Source organism: Polynucleobacter sp. JS-JIR-II-50 (assembly GCF_018687895.1).
Lineage (GTDB): Bacteria > Pseudomonadota > Gammaproteobacteria > Burkholderiales > Burkholderiaceae > Polynucleobacter.
In genome coordinates this window covers 847,037-870,571 of sequence record NZ_CP061307.1, presented here as the reverse complement: position 1 = coordinate 870,571, position 23,535 = coordinate 847,037, and the positions used below count along the sequence as shown (strand labels likewise).

The window sequence follows — 23,535 nt, the reverse complement described above, 5'->3', positions numbered from 1 at the left end:
ATTTATTAGGGCTATATCAGCTCAGGTTAATAAAAGACATAATCTTTATAAATATTATATTTAATTAAACTGTTTTTGATTCTCTGAGCATAAAGGTGCCACTGGATTTAGCGGTTATCTCCCCCGCTTCATTCAAAACAACGGCTTCGCAGTAGTTAATTGTCTTTCCTGGCTTAAGGATAGTGCCCTCCACCACGATTTTTCCGGTACTGGGACGCAGGAAGCTGACCGACATATCAATCGTCATCGCCCCCAAGGGAACCTCGGAAATGCTCCGAGCTGCAGCCCCCATTGCAAAATCCAGGAGTGTCATGATGACGCCGCCATGGGCAATACCAAAGCTGTTCTCATACTCAGGCTTAAGGTCTAAGCTAATTCGTGACTTACCATCCTTTGCATATTCGGGCACCACACCCAAATGCGCCAAAAAAGGAATCTTAAGGCCAAAGTATTCAATGGGTTTTGTATCGCTTGTCATAGAAATGGTGTTTTTGAGATGGTGGGATTAGTTTGAATGGTCGGGGCGAGAGGATTTGAACCTCCGACCACATGCACCCCATGCATGTACGCTACCAGGCTGCGCTACGCCCCGACGAAAGCAAAATTGTAGCAGTAACTATTTAGAGAGAATCTGCAGAACCGCTTGCAATTCTTCGCGTAGACGCAGGTCGCCGCGAGCCTCTTCAAGGCGATTGCGGGCACCGCTGATCGTAAAACCCTCTTCATAGAGGAGAGAGCGAATCTTTCTGATCAAGACAACTTCATGATGCTGATAGTAGCGACGGTTACCCCTGCGCTTCTGGGGGCTGAGTTGAGTAAACTCCTGCTCCCAATAACGAAGAACGTGAGAGCGAACGCCACAAAGATCGGCAACCTCACCAATAGTGAAGTAGCGCTTTGCTGGTATCGGGGGAAGTTGAGAGCTCAGCAGCGCTGAGCTAGCATCAAACTCGGTTTTCTCGAGCATGTGACTCCACTACATCTTTAAGCTTTTGACTTGCGTGAAATGTAACTACGCGTCTAGCTGCAATCGGAATCATTTGACCTGTCTTTGGATTTCGGCCAGGACGAGCCGATTTATTGCGCAACTGGAAGTTACCAAAACCAGAAATCTTAACTTCTACGCCTGCTTCAAGAGATTGGCCAACACGATCAAAGAAAGCATCAATCATATCTTTTGCTTCGCGCTTATTCAGGCCAACCTGATCAAACAGAGCTTCAGAAAGTTCATTCTTGGTAACGGTATCATTAGAAATCAATTCAGTCATTGCTTGTCTCTTTGGTAACTAATTAATTATTTAATTTATGCCTAATATTAAACCTAGCGCAAACGGGCTGCGCACTTTTTCTCAACTGCGCCCAATAAAGTAGCCATTACCGCATCAATTTGGGGATCCTGCAATGTCTCATTAGAGTTTAAGAGGGTTACTCGGAAAGCCAAACTCTTCTCATCATCCGCCATACTGCTTGAACCAGCCTTAGGCTTGAACTCATCAAAGAGCTCAATATTACGCACAAAATTTTGTTTGCTAGCGGCCATGGCATCTAACAGAGACTGTGCAGAGACGCTATGCTTCACAACCAATGCCAAATCACGTTGCACTGCGGGGAATTTACTCAACTCCTCAGGCGCCGGCAAGCCAAGTTCACAAATAGGAGCTAGGTCTAATTCAAATAAAACAGGTGCCTGCGGTAACTCGTAAGCCTGTTGCAAACCGGGATGAAGCTCTCCGATGAATCCTACTTCAATGCGATTCTTGGCTGTAGTCAAGAATATCCTCGCACTGCGACCTGGATGCAAGGCTGGATGTTGCGCAGCTTCTGTTACGAAATGCAGGGGATCTAAAACACGTTCAAGATCACCTTTAACGTCAAAGAAATCAACCGCACGGGTTGCATTGGCCCATTGCTCCGGAACAAATGCACCGTAAGCAAGGCCACCAATCTTTTGTGGCTGCTGGAAACCGGCTACTTTGCCAGCTTCTTCTTGAACATTAGGATCGCGCTTAAATACGCGGCCAGTCTCAAACAAACGTACGCGCCCTGCTCCGCGATTCAAATTAGCCTTGAGGTTATTTAACAAGCCACCCCATAACGTGCTACGCATCACACCGTATTGACCGGCAATAGGATTTAGCACTGCAATGATGTCTTTTTCAGTGGCGCCAGTTAAACGCTTTTCACTTTCGAGATCCGTGAAACCAAAATTTACCGCCTCTTGATAACCTTGGAGAGCCAAACGCTGGCGCAATAAATGAACACCCCGTTTTGCTTCTGGTTTAGCACTCATCTTCAATGAGGCTACTGGCGGTTGATCCGGAATATTTTCAAAGCCATACATGCGTGCGACTTCTTCAATCAAATCTTCTTCGATCTCAATATCGAAACGATAGCTTGGGGGTGTTACGACAAATGCATCACCCTCTTGCTTAAACTCAAAACCAAGGCGCTGAAATACATCAGTAACGACGTCAATTGTTAGTGGAATACCAATCACTTTTTCTGCTCTAGCCAAACGCATTTTGACTGGCTTACGCTCTGGCGTATTCAAAACCTGATCATCTACTGGACCAGCTTGACCACCACATACCCCAATGATTAAGGCGCTGAGATACTCTAGACAATTAACCGTATTTTGTGGATCTACACCGCGCTCAAAGCGATGAGCTGCATCGGTGCTGAAATTAAAGCGACGCGCACGCCCCTGAATAGCTGATGGTAGCCAATAAGCAGCTTCAACATAGATATTCTGAGTGTTATCGGATACGGCGCAATGATTGCCGCCCATGATTCCTGCAAGAGCTACCGGGCCATTCTGATCAGCAACCACGCCAGCTTCCTGCATCTTGCCTGCAGAGTCGGGCCCCTGCAAAGTGACGGTCTGACCATTTAATAATTCAAGCGTTTCACCTGCTTTAGCCCAACGAACAGTGATATCGCCATTCAATTTATCAATATCAAACACGTGCGTAGGTTGACCCATCTCTAGCATGACGTAGTTAGAGAGATCTACTAATGCAGAAATACTTCTTTGACCGGCACGCGATAAACGCTGCACAATCCAGTCAGGCGTTTTAGCTTGTGGATTTACACCACGAATCACACGACCAGCAAAACGTCCACAGAGTTCTTTATCTTCTACGGTAACTTTGCGCTTGTCGTCAATTGATACTACTGGTGGAGTCCACTTGGGAGCACACAGTGCCGCACCAGTAATCGCGGAAACTTCTCTTGCCATGCCCATCAAAGAGAGGCAATCGGCTTTATTTGGAGTTAATTTAATAACAAAGATTTGATCATCAAGATCCAGATATTCACGAATATCTTTTCCAACTGGCGCATCCGCCGGTAACTCTAAGATGCCTTCGTGATCATCTCCCAAACCGAGCTCACGACCAGAGCACAACATACCTTGGCTTTCAACACCGCGCAGCTTGCCTACTTTGATCATGAATGGCTTGCCGCCGGCTTCAGCAGGAGGCAATTCAGCACCAACCATCGCGCACGGAATCTTGATCCCGGCACGCGCATTGGGCGCACCACAAACAATTTGTAACTCTTGACCAGTACCAGCGTCTACTTTACAAACACGTAAACGGTCTGCATCAGGATGTTGCTCCGCGGACAATATCTGCGCAATCACGATCTTAGTAAATGCAGGTGCTACTGAATGCTGCTCTTCAACTTCTAAACCAGCCATTGTCATTGCATGACCAAGCGCATCACTATCGAGTGATGGGTTTACATACTGACGAAGCCAAGATTCAGAAAATTGCATAGCGGTATCTAATTAATGATTTGGTTATGCAGGGAACTGCGCTAAGAAACGCAGATCGTTTTCAAAGAAGAGGCGCAAGTCTTCTACACCGTAACGCAGCATCGTTAAGCGCTCTAGACCAGATCCAAATGCGAAGCCGGTATAGCGCTCTGGGTCGATACCCATATTACGCAAGACGTTTGGATGAACCTGCCCTGCTCCGGAGATTTCTAACCAACGGCCGGCAAGCTTACCGCTACCGAAGGCCATATCAATTTCAGCAGAAGGTTCTGTGAATGGGAAATAGGAGGGACGGAAGCGAACTTGCAATGCATTCGTTTCGAAGAAGGTTCTTAAGAAATCTGTATAAACACCTTTAAGGTCTGCAAAGGAAACACTCTCAGCAATCCACAAGCCTTCAACCTGATGGAACATCGGCGAATGCGTTGCATCACTATCTACGCGGTAGGTTCTGCCTGGCGCAATCACTTTGATTGGCGGCATTACATCTGCATTAGCGTATTTCTTAACATGCTCACTGGCATACCGAACCTGAATGGGGCTGGTATGTGTACGCAATAGCAAAGGCTTCCCATGAGCATCTTTACCATCGATATAAAAGGTGTCCTGCATTGAGCGTGCAGGATGATTCTCAGGACTATTTAAGGCGGTGAAATTAAACCAATCGGTTTCAATCTCAGGGCCATCTGCTACATCAAAACCAATGGAGCGGAAGATCTCTTCAACACGTTCCCAGGTGCGCATCACAGGATGCAAGCTACCTACTGCTTGGCCACGGCCGGGCAAAGAAACATCGATAGACTCCGCTGCAAGACGTTGCAACAAGACAGCATCAGCCAAAGCTTGGCGGCGCTCTTGTAATGCAGCTTCTACTTGGGTTTTGATTTGATTAATTTGGGCGCCAGCACTCTTGCGTTCATCAGGCGACATTCCACCAAGCGCTTTTAAACGCTCAGTGAGAACACCTGACTTACCGAGATACTTGGCTTTCGCGTCCTCAAGAGCTGCCGCATCGGCAGCTCCGAGGAAATCACGTTTAGCATCCTCGACAATGTGGTCGAGAGAAACCATTGCAGCTTAGTTTAGAAAACTAAGATTAAGCTGCAGCGTTTACTACGGATTTAATCCGAGTAACCAAAGCAGCAAAAGCCGCTTTGTCAGCAATGGCCATATCAGAAAGCACTTTGCGGTCGAGTTCGATCGCAGCTTTCTTCATACCATTCATGAATACGCTATAGGTCATGTCATGCTGACGTACTGCCGCGTTGATACGGGCAATCCACAATGCGCGGAATACACGTTTCTTATTGCGACGGTCACGATAGGCATATTGACCAGCACGCATAACCGCTTGCTTAGCAATACGGAATACGTTCTTACGACGGCCACGGTAACCTGTAGCGGCATCGGTGATTTTCTTATGACGGGCTCTTGCTGTAACCCCACGTTTGACTCTTGGCATTTATTTCTCCTAATCTAGTCTGAGGTTAAGCGTATGGAAGCATGGAGCGAATTGACTTAACGTCAGCTTTCGCAACTTCGGTGGTACCACGTAAGTGACGCTTATTCTTTGTGGTCTTCTTGGTGAGGATGTGGCGTTTGAAAGCCTGTCCTCGTTTAATCGTTCCGCCTGCGCGAACCGTGAAGCGCTTTTTTGCGCTACTCTTGCTCTTCATCTTGGGCATAAAGCACCCCTTCAATTACTTGTGCAACATAGGTGGTAACCGACGGTTACTCTTCCTGTACCCAGAAGCACTTCAAACTACCGATATCTTTCGATACCTCCCTACATAAGAACCAGGTAGAACCTAGTTACTTAGCCTTACGGATGGGGGCCAATACCATCACCATCTGGCGACCTTCCATCTTTGGAAACTGTTCGACTTGGCCGTATTCAACGAGATCCAACTTCAAACGCTCCAACATTCTGACTCCGATTTCTTGGTGGGCCATTTCACGACCCCGAAACCGCAGCGTAATCTTTGTCTTATCGCCATCTTCCAAAAAGCGGATTAGATTGCGTAGCTTCACACCGTAGTCACCATCATCAGTACCAGGGCGGAACTTCACTTCCTTCACCTGAATGACTTTTTGCTTCAGCTTAGCTTCATGCATCCGCTTGGCTTCTTGGTATTTGAATTTGCCGAAGTCCATGATACGGACTACAGGTGGCACAGCCGTCGGAGCAATTTCAACCAAATCGGTCTCTTTCTCTTCTGCCAAAGCCAAGGCTTCACTCAACTTAACTACACCGATGGGCTCTCCATCAATTCCAATCAAACGCACTTCAGGAGCAGTAATTTCCCGGTTAATGCGCTGCAATTTTTCAGTAGCGATCTTCTTAATTCCTTTAAAAAAACAATAAAAACCGTTCTAACCCTAGCTAAGCTCGGGTCCGACTTTCTGGGATATATCCTGCTGGAGTCGGGCAACGAAGGTATCAAGAGGCATTACGCCTAAATCCACTCCGCCACGGGCACGAACGGCCACCGTATTGCTTTCAGACTCTTTGTCACCTACAACTAGCAAAAATGGAGTCTTCTGTAATGCGTGCTCGCGTATTTTATACGTAATTTTCTCGTTCCGCAAATCCGATTCAACTCTAAACCCTTGTTTTTTCAGTAATTGCTGCACTTTTTGTGCATATGCAGCAGAATTTCCAGAGATATTGAGCACTACAGCCTGGGTTGGAGCTAGCCAAACCGGCATGTTTCCAGCGTGATTTTCGATCAAAATGCCGATAAAACGCTCTAAAGAGCCCACAATTGCCCTATGGAGCATGACTGGGGTCTTGCGAGTATTGTCTTCGGCAACATATTCAGCGCCCAATCGAGCCGGCATTGAGAAATCCACTTGAATCGTGCCGCACTGCCAAGTACGGCCAATCGAGTCTTTAAGGTGATATTCGATCTTAGGACCATAAAAAGCACCCTCGCCTGGCAATTCTTCCCATTCCTGGCCTGAGGCCTTGAGGGCGCCACGGAGAGCCTCTTCTGCTTTATCCCAAATAGCATCATCGCCTACACGCTTAGCGGGACGTAAGGCTAACTTTACTGCCACCTCGGTAAACCCAAAATCTTGATACACAGCGCGCACTGCTTTATCAAAAGCAGCAACCTCTGATTGAATTTGATCTTCAGTACAGAAGATATGCCCGTCGTCTTGAGTGAAGCCGCGTACGCGCATCAAACCATGCAATGCACCTGATGGTTCGTTACGGTGACATTGACCAAACTCACCAAAACGTAATGGCAACTCACGATAGCTATGCAAGCCAGAGTTATAAATTTGTACGTGACCAGGACAGTTCATCGGCTTTAATGCATAAGCGCGATTCTCCGACTCCGTCGTGAACATATTTTCTTTATAGTTTTCCCAGTGGCCTGATTTTTCCCAAAGGCCGCGATCCAAAATCTGCGGAGCTTTTACTTCTTGGTAGCCCTCTTGCTGATACACGCGACGCATGTATTGCTCAACTTCTTGCCAAATGGACCAGCCTTTTGGATGCCAGAAAATTAAACCTGGCGCCTCTTCTTGAAAATGGAATAAATCCAGTTGCTTACCTAGGCGGCGGTGATCGCGCTTCTCAGACTCTTCGAGCATATGCAAGTAAGCATCTTGATCTTCTTTACGTAACCATGCGGTGCCGTAAATACGCTGCAGCATCTCATTCTTGCTATCGCCACGCCAGTAAGCGCCAGCCAGCTTCATGAGCTTAAATACCTTGAGCTTGCCGGTAGAAGGCACGTGCGGGCCACGGCATAAGTCCGTGAACTTGCCTTCGGCATACAAAGAAACATCTTCACCCTGCGGAATGCTGGCAATCAATTCTGCTTTGTAGTTTTCGCCCTGCTTCTTAAAAAACTCTACAGCGTCATCGCGCGGCATTACGGTGCGAGTCACTGGCTCATCTTTTTTAGCGAGCTCAGTCATTTTCTTTTCTAAAGCGACTAAGTCGTCGGGAGTAAAAGGGCGGTGATAAGAGAAGTCATAGTAAAAACCATTCTCGATTACTGGACCGATAGTGACTTGTGCTTCTGGAAATAATTCTTTTACGGCGTACGCCAACAAGTGAGCAGTGGAGTGACGGACAATCTCAAGAGCCTCTGGACTCTTGTCAGTGATAATGGCTAATTGACTGTCTTTATCAATCACAAAACTGGTATCCACCATCTTGCCATCGACGATACCGCCTAAGGCAGCTTTCGCAAGACCGCTACCGATGCTTTGCGCAACATCAGCAACGCGAACTGGTGCCTCAAACTCACGTTTTGATCCATCGGGCAGAGTAACTACAAGCATGATGACCCCATCTTATTTACTGAACTTCATTACTGACATCTTTCCCAAAAAGAAAGCGCGGTAGCTTTTGGGCATCCGCGCCTCTTTGAAGCCATGAATAGCACTTCTTTTGGGTCTTATTCGTTGGTAGGCTCGATTGGACTCGAACCAACGACCCCCACCATGTCAAGGTGGTGCTCTAACCAGCTGAGCTACGAGCCTATACAGCCATAGAGTTTATCACCGGCGGCGCACTTGGGTGACCCCTTTGACCTCTTCTAGGCTGTTTTGCACGACTCTCAGCACTTCAGAATCCTTAACTTCAATCGTTAAAAGGATCTGGGCGAGACCTTTTTTGGCTGATTTACGTAAATCAATCACATGAACCCCCTGCCTAGTCAGAATTTCAAAGAGCTCCCGCATTAACTCTGGGCGATCTAAGCCGGTCACCACCAAATCAGCTGGAAAGACGCGTTTTTGCTCTTGATTGACCACAGGATCAGCAGCAGAAGCAGTCCAAGCCGTTTGAATGACTCGCTCAGGCGCTCTCTCCAGCAAACCTCTAAAGGTTTTGCATGAGCGACGGTGAATTGAAACACCTCTACCTTGAGTCACAAATCCCGCAATAGTGTCTGGTGGAACAGGTCGGCAGCAGCGCGCTAACTGGGTCAATAATGAATCCACGCCAACGACTAAAACATCGCCACCTCGCCCCGCTTTATGACTGCTATTGCGTAAAACAATTTCAGGTATTGGGGATGGGGTCTTTAATTCGGGGATTGCCTCAGCTCTACCCTCTACAGCTTTTCCAGATTGCCCAGCCTCTTCATCATCAAGTGCATTAAACCAAGCACGTACTCGTTGGCGTGCTCTTTGTGAACGTACATAGTGCTTATCAGGGCTAATCCAATCGCGTGATGGGCCACCGTGTTTGACAGCAATAATTTCAATGGTTTGACCGTTCTTCAATGCTGTCTCGAGCGGCACCATTGCGCCATCTACACGCGCACCCCGGCAACGATGACCAAGATTAGTGTGAACCGCATAAGCAAAGTCAATTGGCGTTGAGCCCTTCTCTAAAGAAATCACTTTCCCTAAAGGCGTAAGAACATAAATATGGTCATCAATCTCATGGTGCTTAAGCTGCTCCCAAGCATCCTCTTTCCAAGAGATAAGCTGGCGAGCCCAAGCGATTTGCCTTTCGTAGGCAACCTCTGCGCTATGCGTGCCTTGCTGGTGAGTAACGCTTGGCTTATTTGTTTTGGCAGGATTTGGGGGTGTGGTCATACCTACATATGCACCCTCCTTGTAGCGCCAATGCGCAGCTAAACCATATTCAGCCTGCTGATGCATTTCATGTGTGCGCACTTGAATCTCAAATGCGGTACTGTCTTCGTTCATTACTACTGTGTGCAACGATTGATAACCGTTAGGCTTAGGGCGCGCAATGTAATCATCAAATTCTCTGGGTACGGGCTGCCAAACGTTGTGCACGATGCCTAATACAGCGTAGCAAGATTTGACATCGGCGACCAATACCCGAAATGCTCTGACATCATAAAGATTGGCAAAGTCTAATGATTTACCTTCCATCTTTTTCCAGATGCTGTAAATATGTTTTGGTCTTCCAAGAACTTCGCCCTCAATCTGCGCAGCCTTTAATTCTTGCTGTAGTTGCAAGACGATTTGGTCGATGAATGATTGGCGCTCAATGCGTTTAGCATCCAACATCTTGGCAATATCACGATAAGTCTGTGGTGAGAGCGCTCGAAATGCTAAGTCCTCCATCTCCCACTTCATTTGCCAAATACCCAATCGATTAGCCAATGAGGCATCGATGCTCAAGATCTCTTTAGCCCAGGCAGCGGGCATCTCGATCTTCTCTTGCGTAATCCAGCGCAATGTCTGCAGACGGGAGGCGAGATAAATCAGAACTACCCGCAAATCATCGCCAAATGCCAAAAGCATTTTGCGCAACATTTCTTCTTGGCCAGTAACACTTAAGCCACCATCATCACGGACTAGCTTTGCTTGGGCTTGTCGTAAGCCGCGATATCCAATGAGCAGTTTCGCGGACTCTTCGCCAATGAGCTTTATGAGGGCTTCTTTGCCATGGGTGCGGGCAATATTGCTTGCAGCAATTAGTGTCGCCTCATCCAGATTGAGAGACTGTAATACCTGCAATACGCCGGCTGCGTGCAATTCTGACGGCTCACCATACCAGGCATCTACGAAAACTGACTCTTTTGTCGAATTGCTGGGGACATTTGCCATTGGCAATAAGGGGTGATTAAGAACTAATTAACTGAAAAATTCTTTTGCTAAAGCAATCTGCTCGGGTTTCACAAACGCGGGTGCATGTCCCACATTGGGAATCTCAATACTGCGCGCATAAGGATTGACTTTGCACATCTCGGCAACCGTAGCAGCGGAAAGTAAGTCAGAGTTACCGCCTCGGACAATCAACATCGGAATATGAATTTGCTTGAAGGCATGCCACATCGCCATCTCACCTGCTTTAGCCATGATGGGGTTTACTGATGCAAACGGCACTGAGATATCCGGGTCGTAATGCATGATCCATTTACCATTCTTCTGAACTAACATGGGGCCGTTATAAATCTCCCACTCTTCGGGAGTGTGCTCGCCAAAAGTAGCGCAGATTTCATTCAAGCGCTGGAGTGCGTGACTTCGATCTGAAAAAGTAAATGGCTGACCAACGTAAGAGCCTAAGCGTTTGATTGCCTCTGGCTCAATCTTAGGACCCACATCATTGATGATCATTCTCCGTATGGGTGAGTTTGGCATTGCGGCATACACCATGCCAATCAAGCCACCCATTGAAGTTCCCAGCCAATCCACTTGTGCAACGCCAAGCTTCTTAACTAACGCAGCAATATCAGCAACGTACTGTGGCACAGCATAGAGCATTGGATTACTTAAGCGATCCGATTCACCCCTACCAACTACGTCTGGACATACTACGTAATAGTCTTTGCACATTGCCTGCGCAAGCGTCTTAAAGTCGCTGCCCCGTCTTGTTAGGCCGTGAACACACAGCAATACTTTGTTGCCAGGGTTTCCCCAAGCGTGATAGGCCATACGATGCGTGGAATCGCCACTAGCGCACTCTACGTAAAAGGTATCGCCGTCATGAAATACATTTGCTGCCTGAGCTTCGTTATGAATTTCATGATGGAGATGATCATGCTCATGATCGTGGTCATCACCGACCTCTTCAGGCTGCAAGGTCACATGATCGATGCCGTACTTATCCAAAAGCATCGTATTGATTCTGGCCATAATTTCTGGCCACTTCTGCATATCAGCGATTTCAATATGGCCAATCAAGGCTGGGAAGCTAGGGGTCATTTCCCACACATGCAAATCATGTACCGCGAGTACGCCTGGAATATTTCTTAAATCAGTACCCACTTGTAAGTAGTCAATATGAAGAGGCACACCCTCCATCAAAAAATGGTAGGACTCATGCAGAATGGAGATGGTGGACTTGAGAATAAGCAGCGATACCAAAATAGAAAGAATGGCATCGATCGGCATCCAGCCGGTAAGCTGAATCACGACACCAGCAATCAATGCCGCAACTGATCCCAAGAGATCGCCCATGACGTGGACTAGTGCTGCACGGGTATTCACGCTTTGCTTATCGCGAGACAAAACCCATGCCACAACGATGTTCATCAGAAGACCGATTGCAGCAACAACCGTGACAGTCAAACCATCCACTTTATGGGGATTAGCAAAACGACTGACCGCCTCGATGACGATCCATAACACCAAAGCTAGCATCGCAATACTATTAACAAATGCTGCTAGCGCTTCAGCACGCCCAAAACCAAATGAATGCTTCGGAGATGGTGGGCGGCGAGAAATAATTTGGGCTAGGAGCGCTAAACCTAAAGCGGCAGCATCAGTCACCATGTGACCAGCATCAGAAATCAGCGCTAATGAATTGGCGAAATAAGCAGCGGCACCCTCAACCCCTGAAAAACCTAAAGTCAGGACTAAGGCAATTAAGAGTAGGTTTTGATTAGAGGCTTGCTTGCTATGGGTATGCCGTGCATCACCCTTCTTGTGGGCATGCAGGGAAGGATCTACCCCAGATTGATTATGGGGTTTAGATGGCTTCGAATGGAAATGATGGGAGCCCGACATGGTGAACCCATTATTCCATTAATTGATGGCGCTGATTAGAAACCCGTTGTATCAACAGGGGCTCCCGTTTTAGCGATAACCTCTTCTTTGGTCACGCCTGGAGCCAATTCAGTTAATTTCAAACCTTTAGGGGTGATGTCAAGAACACAAAGATCGGTAATGATCTGGCTAATAACGCCTACGCCCGTTAAAGGCAATGTGCAATGCGGCAAAATTTTGAGCTCTTCAGTGCCATCTTTTTTCTTGGCAACGTGCTCCATCAGCACAACCACATGCTTAACACCGGCCACCAAATCCATTGCGCCGCCCATGCCCTTGACCATTTTTCCTGGAATCATCCAGTTGGCTAAATCACCATGTTCGCTTACTTGCATTGCACCTAAGATCGCGATATTAATTTTTCCACCACGAATCATTCCAAACGAATCGGCAGAAGAGAAAATCGATGAGCCAGGCAAAGTCGTAATGGTTTGCTTACCAGCATTGATTAGATCGGCATCAATGGTTTCTTCAGTTGGGAATGGTCCAATACCCAACAAACCATTTTCAGACTGAAGCCAAACTTCCATATCTTTAGGTACATGGTTCGCAACCAAAGTAGGCATACCAATGCCCAAGTTCACGTAGTAACCATCTTTTAATTCTTTAGCAGCACGCGCTGCCATCTCATCTCTAGTCCAAGGCATTTCGATCTTCCTAAGTATTTTGTTCTATTGCTGTTCTATTGCTTTAGTGTTCGGGGGATTACGCTGTTGCAGTCATCGTGCGCTGTTCAATGCGCTTTTCTGGTGTTTTATGCAAAACCAAACGGTGGACATAAATACCGGGTGTATGAATCTCATCAGGATGGAGTTTGCCGTTCTCAACAATCTCTTCTACTTCAGCAACGGTGATCTTGCCAGCCATAGCCACCACTGGATTGAAGTTTCGTGCTGTGTAGCGATAGACTAAGTTACCGGACTTATCTGCCTTCCAAGCTTTTACTAAAGAGATGTCTGAGACGATTGAACGCTCCATGATGTATTTCTCACCATCGAATTCTTTTTCTTCCTTACCCTCGGCAACCAAAGTACCAACACCGGTTTTGGTATAAAAAGCAGGGATGCCACAACCACCGGCACGCAATTTTTCAGCCAAAGTTCCTTGCGGCGTGAATTCCAACTCCAATTCGCCGGCTAAAAACTGACGTTCAAATTCTTTGTTCTCACCCACATATGAGGCAACCATTTTTTTCACCTGGCGTGAATTGAGCAATAAACCCAAACCAAAGCCATCAACTCCAGCGTTGTTAGCAATTGCAGTGAGATTTTGGACGCCCAGATCCTTAACTGCCTGAATCAAGGCCTCAGGAATGCCACAAAGACCAAAACCGCCAACGGCCAATTTTTGTCCGTCTTTTAAGATGTCCCGCAGGGCATCTACTGCAGATGGGTAAGTTTTATTCATAACTTTTGTCCTAATATTGCCAAAATGAGTAAAAAAGCAATCATAACGCTTAAGACGCCGTGGGCTAGGCGGTCTTGGCACTAATTCGGATTTTGTCAGTTAGAACTAAACTAATAGGGCTTAAATGCCCCATTTTTAAGAAATTTCGGAGAAATTGAATGAATTCTGCAGAGTTGGTAGAGCAATATGGTCCCAGAGACTCTATGGACTATGACCTGGTCATCGTTGGGGGTGGCCCCGCAGGTTTGTCGGCCGCCATTAAAGCCAAGCAATTAGCCAGCTCCTCAGGAAAAGAAATCAGTGTGTGCGTATTGGAAAAGGGTTCTGAAATCGGAGCCCACATTCTTTCTGGCGCCGTCATGGACCCCAAAGCACTCACTGAATTATTCCCCAACTGGAAAGAGCTGGGTGCACCGCTCGATACACCCGTCACGCAAGATCAATTTCTATTCTTGACCAGCGATAACTCATACCAAGTTCCAAACTGGATGTTGCCGCACTGCTTTAAAAATGAAGGCAACTATATTGTCAGTCTTGCTAACGTGACCCGTTGGCTGGGACAACAAGCCGAGAATCTCGGCGTTGAGATTTTCCCCGGTTTTCCAGCCGCAGAAATTCTCTACAACGAGCAAGGCGCAGTCCATGGTGTCATCACTGGATCAATGGGTTTAGACAAAGAAGGCAATCCAACGGATCAGTTTCAGCTTGGCATGGAATTACGCGGCAAGTACACCCTCTTTGCCGAAGGCGCGCGTGGCCATCTTGGCAAACAACTGATTGCTAAGTTTGCATTAGATAAGGATGCAGACCCACAAAGCTATGGCATTGGCATTAAAGAGCTTTGGGAGGTTGAACCCTCCAAGAGTAAGCCTGGACTTGTAGTGCACACCGCCGGCTGGCCTTTGGAGAGCGATACCTATGGCGGCTCATTCCTCTATCACTTAGGTGATAACAAGGTTGCTGTTGGATTAGTGGTGGGCTTGTCTTATAAGAATCCCTACCTCTCTCCTTTTGAAGAATTCCAACGCTATAAATTACATCCAAAGATTCGTGAAACTTTTGAAGGCGGTAAACGCATTTCTTATGGCGCACGCGCACTGACTGCTGGTGGTTTAAATAGCCTTCCTAAGACTGTATTTCCTGGCGGTGCACTCATTGGTTGTGATGCTGGCTTCCTCAATGCATCTCGCATCAAGGGAAGTCATGCAGCAATTAAGACTGGCATGCTTGCTGCTGAAGCAGCAGTTGCTGCTATCAATGAGAATCGCTCTGAGGATGTTTTGTCTGCGTACCCAACCGCATTCCAAAATAGTTGGCTGCATACAGAACTCAATCAAGCGCGCAACTTCAAGCCATGGATGTCAAAAGGACTTTATGTTGGCACGCTGATGGTGGGATTAGAGCAAAAGCTTTTGGGTGGCAACACGCCATGGACCGTGCATTTAAAACATGCTGACCATGAATGTTTGGAGCCTGCAGCGCAACACAAGCCGATTGACTACCCTAAGCCAGATGGCAAGATTACGTTTGACCGCCTCTCTTCAGTATTTATTTCCAATACCAATCATGCTGAAAATCAACCAGTTCATTTAACACTGAAGAATGAATCCATTCCTGTGGGCGTGAACCTGGAAACCTATGCAGGACCCGAGCAACGCTACTGCCCTGCTGGCGTATATGAGTTTGTCGAAACCGATGGTAAGGCTCGCTTGCAAATTAATTCGCAAAACTGTGTGCATTGCAAAACTTGCGACATTAAAGATCCCACTCAAAATATCGTCTGGGTTACGCCTGAAGGTGGCGGCGGACCGAACTACGCATCCATGTAAAGCAATGCAATACAACAAACCCCGGTTCCATACCGGGGTTTTTCATCTCAACACGAATAAATAAATAGCGTTATATTTAACCCATGATGATCCTACATACTATGCTTCGCGTTGGCGACCTAAATCGCTCAATCAACTTCTACACCAAAATATTGGGTATGAATTTAGTACGCACTACCGAACGTCCGGAACAAAAATATTCGCTGGCTTTTGTGGGTTTCGGTAAAGGGAATGGGGATGGCCAGTCGGAGATTGAGCTGACTTACAACCATGGCGTTCAATCCTATGACCTAGGCACAGCCTATGGACACATTGCAATTGAGGTTCCAGATGCCTATGCTGCTTGTGCTGCCATCAAGACGGCCGGCGGCAATGTGACCCGTGAGGCTGGACCAGTAGCTGGCGGTGACACCATTATTGCGTTTGTTACCGACCCTGATGGCTACAAAATTGAGCTCATTCAGCGTTAATCGTGGCAGAGCCCGATTCATTTCAATTAGAAATAGTTGATCGCCTTAGCGATATCACCCCAGAGAAGTGGAATGCTCTACTTCCTGATGATGCAGGCCCCTTTCTTCGCCATGAGTTTCTCAGTACGCTAGAGAAAACTGGCTGCGTTGGAGGCAATACTGGGTGGCAAGTGGCTCACCTACTTCTAAAAGATGGTGACCAGCTCATTGGCGTAATGCCCCTGTATTTGAAGCAGCACTCCTACGGAGAATTTGTCTTTGACTGGTCTTGGGCGCAGGCCTATGAGCAACAAGGCATGCAGTATTTTCCGAAAGCGCTTTGTGCCATTCCGTTTACACCCGTTCAAGGCTCAAGGATTTTAATTGCGAGCAATGTAGCTGCTGATTTAGTGCAACAACAATTAATTGCAGGTTTGAAGACTTTAGTTTTACAAAATAATCTATCTTCAGCACATGTTTTATTTCCCCATGCTTCAGAAGCAAAGGGGCTCGAGGACCAAGGGTTCATGTTGCGAGACTCGGTGCAATTTCATTGGCATAACCAAGGCTTTGAGAATTTCGAACAATTTTTAGCAGCCCTCACTATGAAGCGTCGTAAGAATATTCGACGCGAACGAGAACAGGTGGCGCGAGAGCTAATTACTTTTAGACATGTCCCAGGAATATCTTCAACCAATGCTGATTGGGAATTCTTTTATCGCTGTTACGAAAACACTTACTTAGAGCATGGATCGAGCCCCTATCTCAATGAGGCATTCTTGAAGTTATGGGCACAGCGTATGCCTGAAAACTTACATCTCATCATTGCAGAGCGCAATGGAAATCCGATTGCAGCATCTTTGCTAGTTGTTGACCTCGCAAGCTCTAAGGCTTATGGCAGATATTGGGGTGCCATCGAACATATACCCTGCTTGCACTTTGAAACCGCCTACTATCAAGCAATTGAATATTGCATCTCTAATCAGATTCAAACCTTTGAAGGTGGTGCACAAGGCGAACACAAGATGGCGCGCGGCTTCTTGCCAACAACCATTCAATCCGCCCATTTCATTGCAGATCCTCAGTTTGCCAAAGCTGTAAAACACTTCCTGGATCGTGAACATCAAGGGATCGGAGCTTATGTTGATGAGCTTGCTGAGCACAGTCCTTTGAAATCGTCTAAAGTACAGCCATGAATTCTGAAGACATCAAATCTATTGTGCAAGACGGCTCTCATTCCCTTTCCACGGGGGATGCAGACTCTGACTCGCCCTGCATCGGTGTTTGCACAACACTGTACGATGAGATCTGCCAAGGATGCGGTCGCACTTTAGGTGAAGTAAGTAATTGGGTATTCTTTTCTCAAGAAGAAAAGGATTCAGTGTGGAAACGTATTCGTGCAGAAGGTACTGCGACACGCTTTCAGAGGCAAGCCAAAGAAAATAAGCCCACTTAAGGGCTTATTTTTTATTACCAGCCTTACAACTGGGCTTTCATTAGCCGGCCAACTCTTGGCTGCGTAGGTACTCTTCGTAAGTTCCAGAGTAATCCACCACCGTACCATCCATCTTCACTTCTAAGATGCGGTTAGCCAACGCGGATACGAACTCGCGGTCATGGGATACGAAAATCAAAGTGCCATCGTATTTCTCAAGCGCAATTTGCAAACTCTCTATCGACTCCATGTCCATGTGATTGGTTGGCTCATCCATTGCCAGGACGTTGTATTTTTGGAGCATGAGTTTGCCCCAGATCATGCGGCCCTTTTCACCACCAGAAAGGACTTTGACAGACTTGCCAATATCATCACCAGAGAATAAGAGGCGGCCCAATGTGCCACGGATTACTTGATCATCGTCACCAGTATTACGCCACCAATTCATCCAATCCATGAGCAGCTCATCTTTAGCAAACATTTCGGTGTTGTCTTGAGGCATTACACCGACGTTAGCATTCTCAGCCCATTTCACATCACCACTATCCGCAGCAATGCCGTCAAAGCGCTTGCTCAGAATGGTTTTAAGTAATGTTGTCTTACCAGCACCATTTTGGCCGATGATCGCAATCTTTTCACCGGCGCGAACGCCTAATTTGAAATTTTTAAAGATAACGCGGTCATAAGCTTTCGTAAGTGCATTGCACTCTACCGCCATATTATGTAATTTTTTCTCAGTATCAAAACGAATAAATGGGTTCTGACGTGATGAAGGCTTTACTTCAACAATTTCAATCTTCTCCAGTTGCCTCTGACGAGAAGTCGCCTGACGCGCTTTAGAAGCATTTGCAGAGAAGCGAGCCACGAAAGCTGCTAATTCAGCAATTTTTTCTTTGGCTTTCACGTTATTACTCAGCTGCTGTGTTCTCGCCTGTACAGAAGCCAGCATGTAAGAGTCGTAATTACCTGGATAGACTTTTAAAGTGCCATAGTCCATATCGGCCATATGCGTACAGACTTCATTCAGGAAGTGACGATCATGGGAAATGATGACGATGGTGCTCTTAATTTGATTGAGGATGTCTTCAAGCCAATGAATGGAGTGAATATCCAAGTTATTCGTTGGCTCATCGAGCAGTAATACATCTGGATCGGAGAACAATGCTTGCGCAAGCAATACACGCAACTTCCACCCTGGAGCAACATTGCTCATCAGGCCATTATGCTGATCAATAGGAATACCAATGCCTAACAACAACTCACCTGCTTTTGCTTCTGCGGTATAGCCACCGTATTCGGCGTACTTACCTTCAAGCTCAGCAGCCTTCATGTAATCTTCATCAGTAGCATCTGGATTGGCGTAGATAGCATCGCGTTCAGCTGCAGCCTTCCACATCTCTTCGTGCCCCATCATCACGACGTCGAGTACGCGCACATCCTCGTAAGCAAATTGATCTTGACGCAACTTACCTAAACGAATCCCAGGATCCAAACTCACGTTACCGCTCGTTGGCTCTAGCTCGCCACCTAAAATTTTCATGAAGGTGGATTTACCGCAACCGTTAGCGCCAATCAGGCCATAGCGATTACCGCCGCCAAACTTCACGGAAATGTTTTCAAATAGAGGCTTTGCCCCAAACTGCATGGTGATATTAGATGCTGACAGCACGGATGTTTTCTAGCTTTCTGAAATTCAATTGAATAGTTACCCCCGAATTTGGGGGCAAAGACCGTTATTTTAACGGCTTAGAGGTCTTTGTTGGCAGGAAGCCGTGGTCTTGCTTAGACTTTGACCCTAAATGGGGTGAAATTCGTGTGAATATCGTAAAAATCCTCGTTTTCCTTGTGCTTGAGGAAGTTCACAACCCAATAGGTCATGGGGGTTGCTAGAACCTCCCAAGTAGTCTTGAGGACATACTGGGCCAGCGCTACTTGAATGACTTCATGGGTTGGCCAAATGCCATAAAAGGCCAACATATAGAAGAAAGAGGAGTCGACCAACTCCCCTACCGCTGTCGAGCCAATAGTACGCGTCCAGAGAAAGCGCCCTTGGGTCATGATTTTCATCTTCGCCAGAACATAGCTATTGGTCAGACTGCCGCACCAAAAGGAGAACATGGAAGCTAAGGCGATACGCCATGAGTTTCCAAAAACAGTCTCTAGCCCCTGCTGATAATTAGACATATAAGCGCCTGGCGCTACCGGCAAAGTAATCACTATCTGCGCCATGATTGCCGCAAATGCAAGCGCAGCAAATCCAGTCCAAACCGCTCTACGGTCATAGGCATAGCCATAGACTTCAGTCAGAATATCGCCGAAGAAATAAGAGATAGGGAAGAACAAAATACCAGCGCCAAATGGTACCGACCCGAAGTAAGGCAAATTAACCACGGCTGCTTTACCGGCCCCAATGAAGTTCGAGCAGAGCAAGACCACTACAAAGGCAGCCAAAATCAGGTCGTAATAGCGGTGGCGAGGTCTAGGCAAGTCCAGAAGTCCAGAAAAATGGATAATAGAAATAAGAATATCTGTATTCCTGAAAATTCGCAGGAATCAGCTAAAAATCAAGACAAAATGAAATATAGGATGACAAAGCAATGAGCAAAAGTAAGGCTAGCTTTAACTGGGCGGACCCCCTTCTTCTCGATACCCAGCTAACCGAAGAGGAGCGCATGATTCGTGATGCGGCTGCTGAATACGCTCAAGGGCGCCTGATGCCCCGCATTCACGATGCTTATCGCAACGAAACAACCGACCCAGCCATCTTCCGCGAAATGGGTGAGCTTGGTCTCTTGGGCATCACGATTCCTGAGCAGTATGGTGGAGCCAACTTGAACTATGTCTCTTACGGCTTAATTGCACGCGAGATTGAACGCGTAGATTCTGGCTATCGCTCCATGATGAGCGTGCAGTCCTCTTTAGTCATGGTTCCTATAAATGAATTTGGAAGCGAAGCACAAAAACAAAAGTATCTTCCCAAATTAGCCAGTGGTGAATGGATTGGTTGCTTTGGTTTAACGGAGCCAAACTATGGCTCTGATGCAGGCGGCATGATTACTCGGGCCAAAAAAGTACCTGGCGGATTTTCATTAACGGGTTCGAAGATGTGGATTTCCAACTCTCCGATTGCTGATGTATTTGTAGTGTGGGCGAAAAATGATGAAGGCATCATTCGCGGTTACATCCTAGAAAAAGGCATGAAGGGCTTAAGCGCTCCAAAAATCAGCGGCAAGATGGGTTTGCGTGCCTCCATCACTGGTGAAATCGTCATGGACGAAGTATTCGTACCAGCAGAAAATGAATTCCCTGAAGTTGAGGGCTTGAAGGGCCCCTTCACTTGCTTAAACTCTGCTCGCTACGGTATTGCTTGGGGTGCACTAGGCGCCGCTGAGTGGTGTTGGTATGCTGCTCGCCAGTACACCATGGACCGCAAACAGTTTGGTAAGCCGCTGGCCGCCAATCAACTGATTCAGAAAAAATTGGCTGACATGCAAACTGAAATCACTCTAGGCCTACAAGGTTGCTTGCGCTTAGGTCGCATGAAAGACGAAGGCATTGCAGCGCCAGAAATCACCTCCATCATGAAACGCAACTCTTGCGGCAAGTCTTTAGACATCGCGCGCATGGCACGTGATATGCATGGTGGTAACGGCATCTCTGATGAGTATGGCGTTGTACGTCATATGCTGAATCTTGAGGTAGTCAACACCTATGAAGGTACTCACGATATTCACGCCTTGATTCTAGGTCGTGCGCAGACCGGTATTCAAGCTTTTAGCTAAGAACCCGACTTACTAATGATGGCCTTTGCTGCTTTGGCAAAGGCCCCATCACTATCATTCTCCAGCTGTACAAAATTTTCAATCTTGTATTGAGGAAAATTCCGTACGATCGAAGATTGATACGATGGGTCATAATGCTTTACCAATAACTCTTCCACTAACTCCGGAAAACTACCTGCATCAATGGCTTCATTCCATTTAGTGATCTGCACCTTCCCATAATGCGCAGTAAGCAAAGCCAGTTTCTGTTTGAAATTATCAGTATCAGTCAAGAAGTGATGATATTCACGGATCAACCAAGAGACGCGAGTCTGAGTACTTGATCTCAATTCAATACAAGCACCATTACGAATTTTTTCCATCAAAGCATCAGGCACATGAAGGCCACCAACCTTCTTGCTTTCCGACTCTACAAATACAGGCTTAGCTGGATCCAGCGAACGTAACGCGTTCCAAAGCGCAGTCTCAAAACCTTTTTGGGATGGCTGCTCGATATTTGGCTCATTACCTAATACGGATCCACGATGAACAGCCAAACCTTCTAGATCCAGAATCTGAGCGCCTAGAGCGTCGATCTCTTGCAGCACTTTTGTTTTGCCGCTACCCGTCATTCCACAGATTACCTGGAATGTAAATTGTGTTGCAGCATAATCAAGACCATCAATCACGGTTCTTCTGAAGCCCTGATACCCGCCCTCGAGCTGCTTGGCTTTCCAACCAATGCGATTGAGGATGTGAGTAAACGCCCCGCTACGTTCGCCACCGCGCCAGCAATAAATTAATGGGCGCCACTCACGTGGGAATTCCAGAAAATGGTTTTCTAGGTGCGCAGCAATATTTTTAGAGACCAACGCCGCACCCAGTTTTTTTGCTGCAAAGGGCGACTCTTGTTTGTAGAGCGTGCCAATAGTGGCGCGCTCCTCATTGTTCAGAACAGGGTAATTTACTGCCCCCGGAATATGATCAAGGGCAAATTCAGCGGGTGACCTGACGTCAATCACAAGATCAAACTGATCTAGCTCAGATAAAAATTGATCAGATTTTAAGATGTGAGGATTAATCGGCTGCACGACAGACTAGCGCAACTGTTGCAAAACATGCTCAGGCCAAGGCGCTGATGTGTTCGTAGTGAGATCGACCCACACCATGGTTGCTCCACCGATAGCAGCCTCCACCTCAGGCGCAGTAGTCAACGCCATGCTGGTGTAGAGATCTAGACTGGTTCTACCAACAGCACCAATCGAAGTCTTGAGGATTAATTCACCTGGATAAGTGAGTTGTTGAAAGAAATTACAAAAGCCATTAATCATCAACATGGACTCACGACCAGGAGCAACGTCATAACCTAAAGATGTGATCCATTCGCAGCGAGCCTGCTCCATATACCTAAAGTACACGGTATTGTTGACATGCCCATACGCATCCATATCGCCCCAACGAATGGGCATGATCATTTCATGAACCAATTTTCTTTCTTCGGGGATGGTGATGCGCATGAGGGCCAGTAACTTCCTATTTCACTTGTAATGAAAGTTGATACAGATTCGTTGAGCGAGCACCCGAGCGACAAAATGCTAATACAGGGCCAGGCATGGTCCTCAATAAACGGGCCATCTCTCTTACTTGATCAACGTTGATTGCACTAGGCACAACCGGTAGGTATGCGTAATTCAACCCTAACTTTTCTGCTTCAGCTTGAATACTGGCGTTAGTTGGCTGATCTGGACCACCCTCACCATCAGGACGGTTATTAATCACACTCTTATAGCCTTGTGCTGCAATTTCAGCTAAATGACTGGCGTCGATCTGACCGATGGTACCGAACTGATCGCTATGACAGGAAATAGGAAGACTCATGAAACCCTCTACATTGAATAATGAAGTAATAGGGTTTGATTTTAAATCAGGCTTATCGGACTTAGTTGGAAGCCTTTTTATGAGCCGAGAAGAAACGCTCGCTGATTTCCATGCCCACAAGCATAGCAACAACAAATACCAATGCCTTTAGGTGCCCGGCACCCAAGGCAACCAAGGCTGGACCAGGGCAAAACCCAGCAATTCCCCAGCCTGCGCCAAAAATGAGGCTGCCAATGATGAGGGGCTTCGTGATATCTCTACGGGTTGGGATATGCAAGGCGCCGCCAAAAAATGCTTCAGTCCTCTTGCTAACCACATAAAACCCGCCAAGCCCAACCATTACCGCACCTAACATCACAAACATTAAGGAAGGATCCCAAAGGCCTGTTAGATCTAAAAATCCCAATACCTTCTGGGGATTACTCATACCCGAGATGATCAAACCCCAACCAAACAGTACGCCAATTGCATACTGACTCAAAAGGCCAAAATGTTTTTTCAT

24 protein-coding genes and 2 tRNA genes are annotated in these 23,535 nt (G+C 46.9%); 5 read left to right on the top strand and 21 right to left on the bottom strand.

Going from position 1 to position 23,535, the window contains the following annotated elements:
- Window positions 1-64: 64 nt before the first annotated feature.
- From FD963_RS04545 to FD963_RS04475, 15 genes are all read right to left on the bottom strand, one after another.
- Window positions 65-478, bottom strand: a complete 414-nt coding sequence (locus FD963_RS04545; RefSeq protein WP_215363414.1) for a PaaI family thioesterase — start codon at window positions 476-478, stop codon at window positions 65-67.
- A 37-nt stretch (window positions 479-515) separates the two neighbouring features.
- Window positions 516-592 (bottom strand) — tRNA-Pro (locus FD963_RS04540).
- 24 nt (window positions 593-616) lie between these two features.
- On the bottom strand, window positions 617-967 hold the full coding sequence (locus FD963_RS04535) for a MerR family transcriptional regulator (RefSeq protein WP_215361724.1): 351 nt from the start codon (window positions 965-967) through the stop codon (window positions 617-619).
- Window positions 945-1,268: an integration host factor subunit alpha gene (locus tag FD963_RS04530; protein ID WP_072582283.1), complete on the bottom strand. Its 324-nt coding sequence runs from the start codon at window positions 1,266-1,268 to the stop codon at window positions 945-947. Before FD963_RS04530 ends, FD963_RS04535 begins: the two co-directional genes overlap by 23 nt.
- A gap of 53 nt (window positions 1,269-1,321) precedes the next feature.
- The gene (gene pheT / locus FD963_RS04525) at window positions 1,322-3,778 is read right to left on the bottom strand and encodes a phenylalanine--tRNA ligase subunit beta (RefSeq protein WP_215363411.1); all 2,457 of its coding nucleotides are present in this window, start codon (window positions 3,776-3,778) and stop codon (window positions 1,322-1,324) included.
- Between the two features lie 24 nt (window positions 3,779-3,802).
- Window positions 3,803-4,849 carry a phenylalanine--tRNA ligase subunit alpha gene (gene pheS, locus FD963_RS04520; protein WP_215363409.1) on the bottom strand — a complete coding sequence of 349 codons (1,047 nt, stop codon included), beginning with the start codon at window positions 4,847-4,849 and terminating at the stop codon, window positions 3,803-3,805.
- Window positions 4,850-4,874: 25 nt separating this feature from the next.
- Window positions 4,875-5,240 (bottom strand): 50S ribosomal protein L20, encoded by a 366-nt coding sequence (gene rplT / locus FD963_RS04515; RefSeq protein WP_011902675.1) that lies wholly within the window; start codon window positions 5,238-5,240, stop codon window positions 4,875-4,877.
- Between the two features lie 25 nt (window positions 5,241-5,265).
- Window positions 5,266-5,463: a 50S ribosomal protein L35 gene (gene rpmI, locus FD963_RS04510; RefSeq protein ID WP_046330084.1), complete on the bottom strand. Its 198-nt coding sequence runs from the start codon at window positions 5,461-5,463 to the stop codon at window positions 5,266-5,268.
- Between the two features lie 127 nt (window positions 5,464-5,590).
- Window positions 5,591-6,115 (bottom strand): translation initiation factor IF-3, encoded by a 525-nt coding sequence (gene infC, locus FD963_RS04505; protein ID WP_174249837.1) that lies wholly within the window; start codon window positions 6,113-6,115, stop codon window positions 5,591-5,593.
- Window positions 6,116-6,157: 42 nt separating this feature from the next.
- Complete coding sequence (gene thrS / locus FD963_RS04500) at window positions 6,158-8,080, bottom strand: threonine--tRNA ligase (RefSeq protein WP_215363406.1); 1,923 nt, start codon at window positions 8,078-8,080, stop codon at window positions 6,158-6,160.
- 124 nt (window positions 8,081-8,204) lie between these two features.
- Window positions 8,205-8,281 (bottom strand) — tRNA-Val (locus FD963_RS04495).
- An 18-nt stretch (window positions 8,282-8,299) separates the two neighbouring features.
- Entirely contained in the window at window positions 8,300-10,333 is a 2,034-nt protein-coding gene (locus tag FD963_RS04490) for a bifunctional (p)ppGpp synthetase/guanosine-3',5'-bis(diphosphate) 3'-pyrophosphohydrolase (RefSeq protein ID WP_215363403.1), read from the bottom strand.
- A 27-nt stretch (window positions 10,334-10,360) separates the two neighbouring features.
- On the bottom strand, window positions 10,361-12,235 hold the full coding sequence (locus FD963_RS10405; protein WP_215363400.1) for an alpha/beta fold hydrolase: 1,875 nt from the start codon (window positions 12,233-12,235) through the stop codon (window positions 10,361-10,363).
- A 35-nt stretch (window positions 12,236-12,270) separates the two neighbouring features.
- Window positions 12,271-12,921 (bottom strand): CoA transferase subunit B, encoded by a 651-nt coding sequence (locus FD963_RS04480; RefSeq protein WP_215363397.1) that lies wholly within the window; start codon window positions 12,919-12,921, stop codon window positions 12,271-12,273.
- A 58-nt stretch (window positions 12,922-12,979) separates the two neighbouring features.
- Window positions 12,980-13,681, bottom strand: coding sequence for a CoA transferase subunit A (locus tag FD963_RS04475; protein WP_215363394.1), 702 nt, complete (start codon window positions 13,679-13,681; stop codon window positions 12,980-12,982).
- A gap of 158 nt (window positions 13,682-13,839) precedes the next feature.
- Between FD963_RS04475 and FD963_RS04470 the strand changes: the two genes are divergently transcribed.
- The 4 genes from FD963_RS04470 to FD963_RS04455 all read left to right on the top strand — a co-directional run bounded on the left by FD963_RS04470 (window position 13,840) and on the right by FD963_RS04455 (window position 17,415).
- Window positions 13,840-15,510 carry an electron transfer flavoprotein-ubiquinone oxidoreductase gene (locus FD963_RS04470; protein WP_215363391.1) on the top strand — a complete coding sequence of 557 codons (1,671 nt, stop codon included), beginning with the start codon at window positions 13,840-13,842 and terminating at the stop codon, window positions 15,508-15,510.
- 83 nt (window positions 15,511-15,593) lie between these two features.
- Window positions 15,594-15,980: a lactoylglutathione lyase gene (gloA, locus tag FD963_RS04465; protein ID WP_215363388.1), complete on the top strand. Its 387-nt coding sequence runs from the start codon at window positions 15,594-15,596 to the stop codon at window positions 15,978-15,980.
- The gene (locus FD963_RS04460) at window positions 15,980-17,155 is read left to right on the top strand and encodes a GNAT family N-acetyltransferase (RefSeq protein WP_371818495.1); all 1,176 of its coding nucleotides are present in this window, start codon (window positions 15,980-15,982) and stop codon (window positions 17,153-17,155) included. Before gloA ends, FD963_RS04460 begins: the two co-directional genes overlap by 1 nt.
- Window positions 17,152-17,415, top strand: a complete 264-nt coding sequence (locus FD963_RS04455; protein WP_251367323.1) for a DUF1289 domain-containing protein — start codon at window positions 17,152-17,154, stop codon at window positions 17,413-17,415. Before FD963_RS04460 ends, FD963_RS04455 begins: the two co-directional genes overlap by 4 nt.
- 40 nt (window positions 17,416-17,455) lie before the next feature.
- On the opposite strand, the gene FD963_RS04450 is transcribed toward FD963_RS04455, so the two are convergent.
- Window positions 17,456-19,063 (bottom strand): ABC-F family ATPase, encoded by a 1,608-nt coding sequence (locus FD963_RS04450; RefSeq protein ID WP_215363382.1) that lies wholly within the window; start codon window positions 19,061-19,063, stop codon window positions 17,456-17,458.
- A gap of 113 nt (window positions 19,064-19,176) precedes the next feature.
- Window positions 19,177-19,887 carry a queuosine precursor transporter gene (locus FD963_RS04445; RefSeq protein ID WP_215363854.1) on the bottom strand — a complete coding sequence of 237 codons (711 nt, stop codon included), beginning with the start codon at window positions 19,885-19,887 and terminating at the stop codon, window positions 19,177-19,179.
- Window positions 19,888-19,991: 104 nt separating this feature from the next.
- Between FD963_RS04445 and FD963_RS04440 the strand changes: the two genes are divergently transcribed.
- Window positions 19,992-21,176 (top strand): acyl-CoA dehydrogenase, encoded by a 1,185-nt coding sequence (locus FD963_RS04440; protein ID WP_215363379.1) that lies wholly within the window; start codon window positions 19,992-19,994, stop codon window positions 21,174-21,176.
- Here the strand turns inward: FD963_RS04440 and mnmH are convergent.
- The 4 genes from mnmH to FD963_RS04420 all read right to left on the bottom strand — a co-directional run bounded on the left by mnmH (window position 21,173) and on the right by FD963_RS04420 (window position 23,535).
- Window positions 21,173-22,246 carry a tRNA 2-selenouridine(34) synthase MnmH gene (mnmH, locus tag FD963_RS04435; RefSeq protein WP_215363376.1) on the bottom strand — a complete coding sequence of 358 codons (1,074 nt, stop codon included), beginning with the start codon at window positions 22,244-22,246 and terminating at the stop codon, window positions 21,173-21,175. The genes FD963_RS04440 and mnmH overlap by 4 nt on opposite strands.
- A 6-nt stretch (window positions 22,247-22,252) precedes the next feature.
- Window positions 22,253-22,672 (bottom strand): thioesterase family protein, encoded by a 420-nt coding sequence (locus FD963_RS04430; RefSeq protein WP_215363373.1) that lies wholly within the window; start codon window positions 22,670-22,672, stop codon window positions 22,253-22,255.
- Between the two features lie 16 nt (window positions 22,673-22,688).
- Window positions 22,689-23,033 carry a TIGR01244 family sulfur transferase gene (locus FD963_RS04425; protein ID WP_215363371.1) on the bottom strand — a complete coding sequence of 115 codons (345 nt, stop codon included), beginning with the start codon at window positions 23,031-23,033 and terminating at the stop codon, window positions 22,689-22,691.
- A 61-nt stretch (window positions 23,034-23,094) separates the two neighbouring features.
- Window positions 23,095-23,535 carry a YeeE/YedE family protein gene (locus FD963_RS04420; RefSeq protein WP_215363368.1) on the bottom strand — a complete coding sequence of 147 codons (441 nt, stop codon included), beginning with the start codon at window positions 23,533-23,535 and terminating at the stop codon, window positions 23,095-23,097.

What these genes read in the sequence shown, in the direction of transcription:
- FD963_RS04480 (WP_215363397.1), bottom strand. Translation starts at nt 12,921, where the DNA reads ATGCCTTGGACTAGAGATGAGATGGCAGCGCGTGCTGCTAAAGAATTA.
- FD963_RS04490 (WP_215363403.1), bottom strand. Translation starts at nt 10,333, where the DNA reads ATGGCAAATGTCCCCAGCAATTCGACAAAAGAGTCAGTTTTCGTAGAT.
- FD963_RS04475 (WP_215363394.1), bottom strand. Translation starts at nt 13,681, where the DNA reads ATGAATAAAACTTACCCATCTGCAGTAGATGCCCTGCGGGACATCTTA.
- FD963_RS04425 (WP_215363371.1), bottom strand. Translation starts at nt 23,033, where the DNA reads ATGAGTCTTCCTATTTCCTGTCATAGCGATCAGTTCGGTACCATCGGT.
- thrS (WP_215363406.1), bottom strand. Translation starts at nt 8,080, where the DNA reads ATGCTTGTAGTTACTCTGCCCGATGGATCAAAACGTGAGTTTGAGGCA.
- pheS (WP_215363409.1), bottom strand. Translation starts at nt 4,849, where the DNA reads ATGGTTTCTCTCGACCACATTGTCGAGGATGCTAAACGTGATTTCCTC.
- rpmI (WP_046330084.1), bottom strand. Translation starts at nt 5,463, where the DNA reads ATGCCCAAGATGAAGAGCAAGAGTAGCGCAAAAAAGCGCTTCACGGTT.
- FD963_RS04440 (WP_215363379.1), top strand. Translation starts at nt 19,992, where the DNA reads ATGAGCAAAAGTAAGGCTAGCTTTAACTGGGCGGACCCCCTTCTTCTC.
- FD963_RS10405 (WP_215363400.1), bottom strand. Translation starts at nt 12,235, where the DNA reads ATGTCGGGCTCCCATCATTTCCATTCGAAGCCATCTAAACCCCATAAT.
- FD963_RS04530 (WP_072582283.1), bottom strand. Translation starts at nt 1,268, where the DNA reads ATGACTGAATTGATTTCTAATGATACCGTTACCAAGAATGAACTTTCT.
- FD963_RS04545 (WP_215363414.1), bottom strand. Translation starts at nt 478, where the DNA reads ATGACAAGCGATACAAAACCCATTGAATACTTTGGCCTTAAGATTCCT.
- pheT (WP_215363411.1), bottom strand. Translation starts at nt 3,778, where the DNA reads ATGCAATTTTCTGAATCTTGGCTTCGTCAGTATGTAAACCCATCACTC.
- FD963_RS04455 (WP_251367323.1), top strand. Translation starts at nt 17,152, where the DNA reads ATGAATTCTGAAGACATCAAATCTATTGTGCAAGACGGCTCTCATTCC.
- FD963_RS04430 (WP_215363373.1), bottom strand. Translation starts at nt 22,672, where the DNA reads ATGCGCATCACCATCCCCGAAGAAAGAAAATTGGTTCATGAAATGATC.
- rplT (WP_011902675.1), bottom strand. Translation starts at nt 5,240, where the DNA reads ATGCCAAGAGTCAAACGTGGGGTTACAGCAAGAGCCCGTCATAAGAAA.
- FD963_RS04470 (WP_215363391.1), top strand. Translation starts at nt 13,840, where the DNA reads ATGAATTCTGCAGAGTTGGTAGAGCAATATGGTCCCAGAGACTCTATG.
- FD963_RS04420 (WP_215363368.1), bottom strand. Translation starts at nt 23,535, where the DNA reads ATGAAAAAACATTTTGGCCTTTTGAGTCAGTATGCAATTGGCGTACTG.
- FD963_RS04535 (WP_215361724.1), bottom strand. Translation starts at nt 967, where the DNA reads ATGCTCGAGAAAACCGAGTTTGATGCTAGCTCAGCGCTGCTGAGCTCT.
- gloA (WP_215363388.1), top strand. Translation starts at nt 15,594, where the DNA reads ATGATGATCCTACATACTATGCTTCGCGTTGGCGACCTAAATCGCTCA.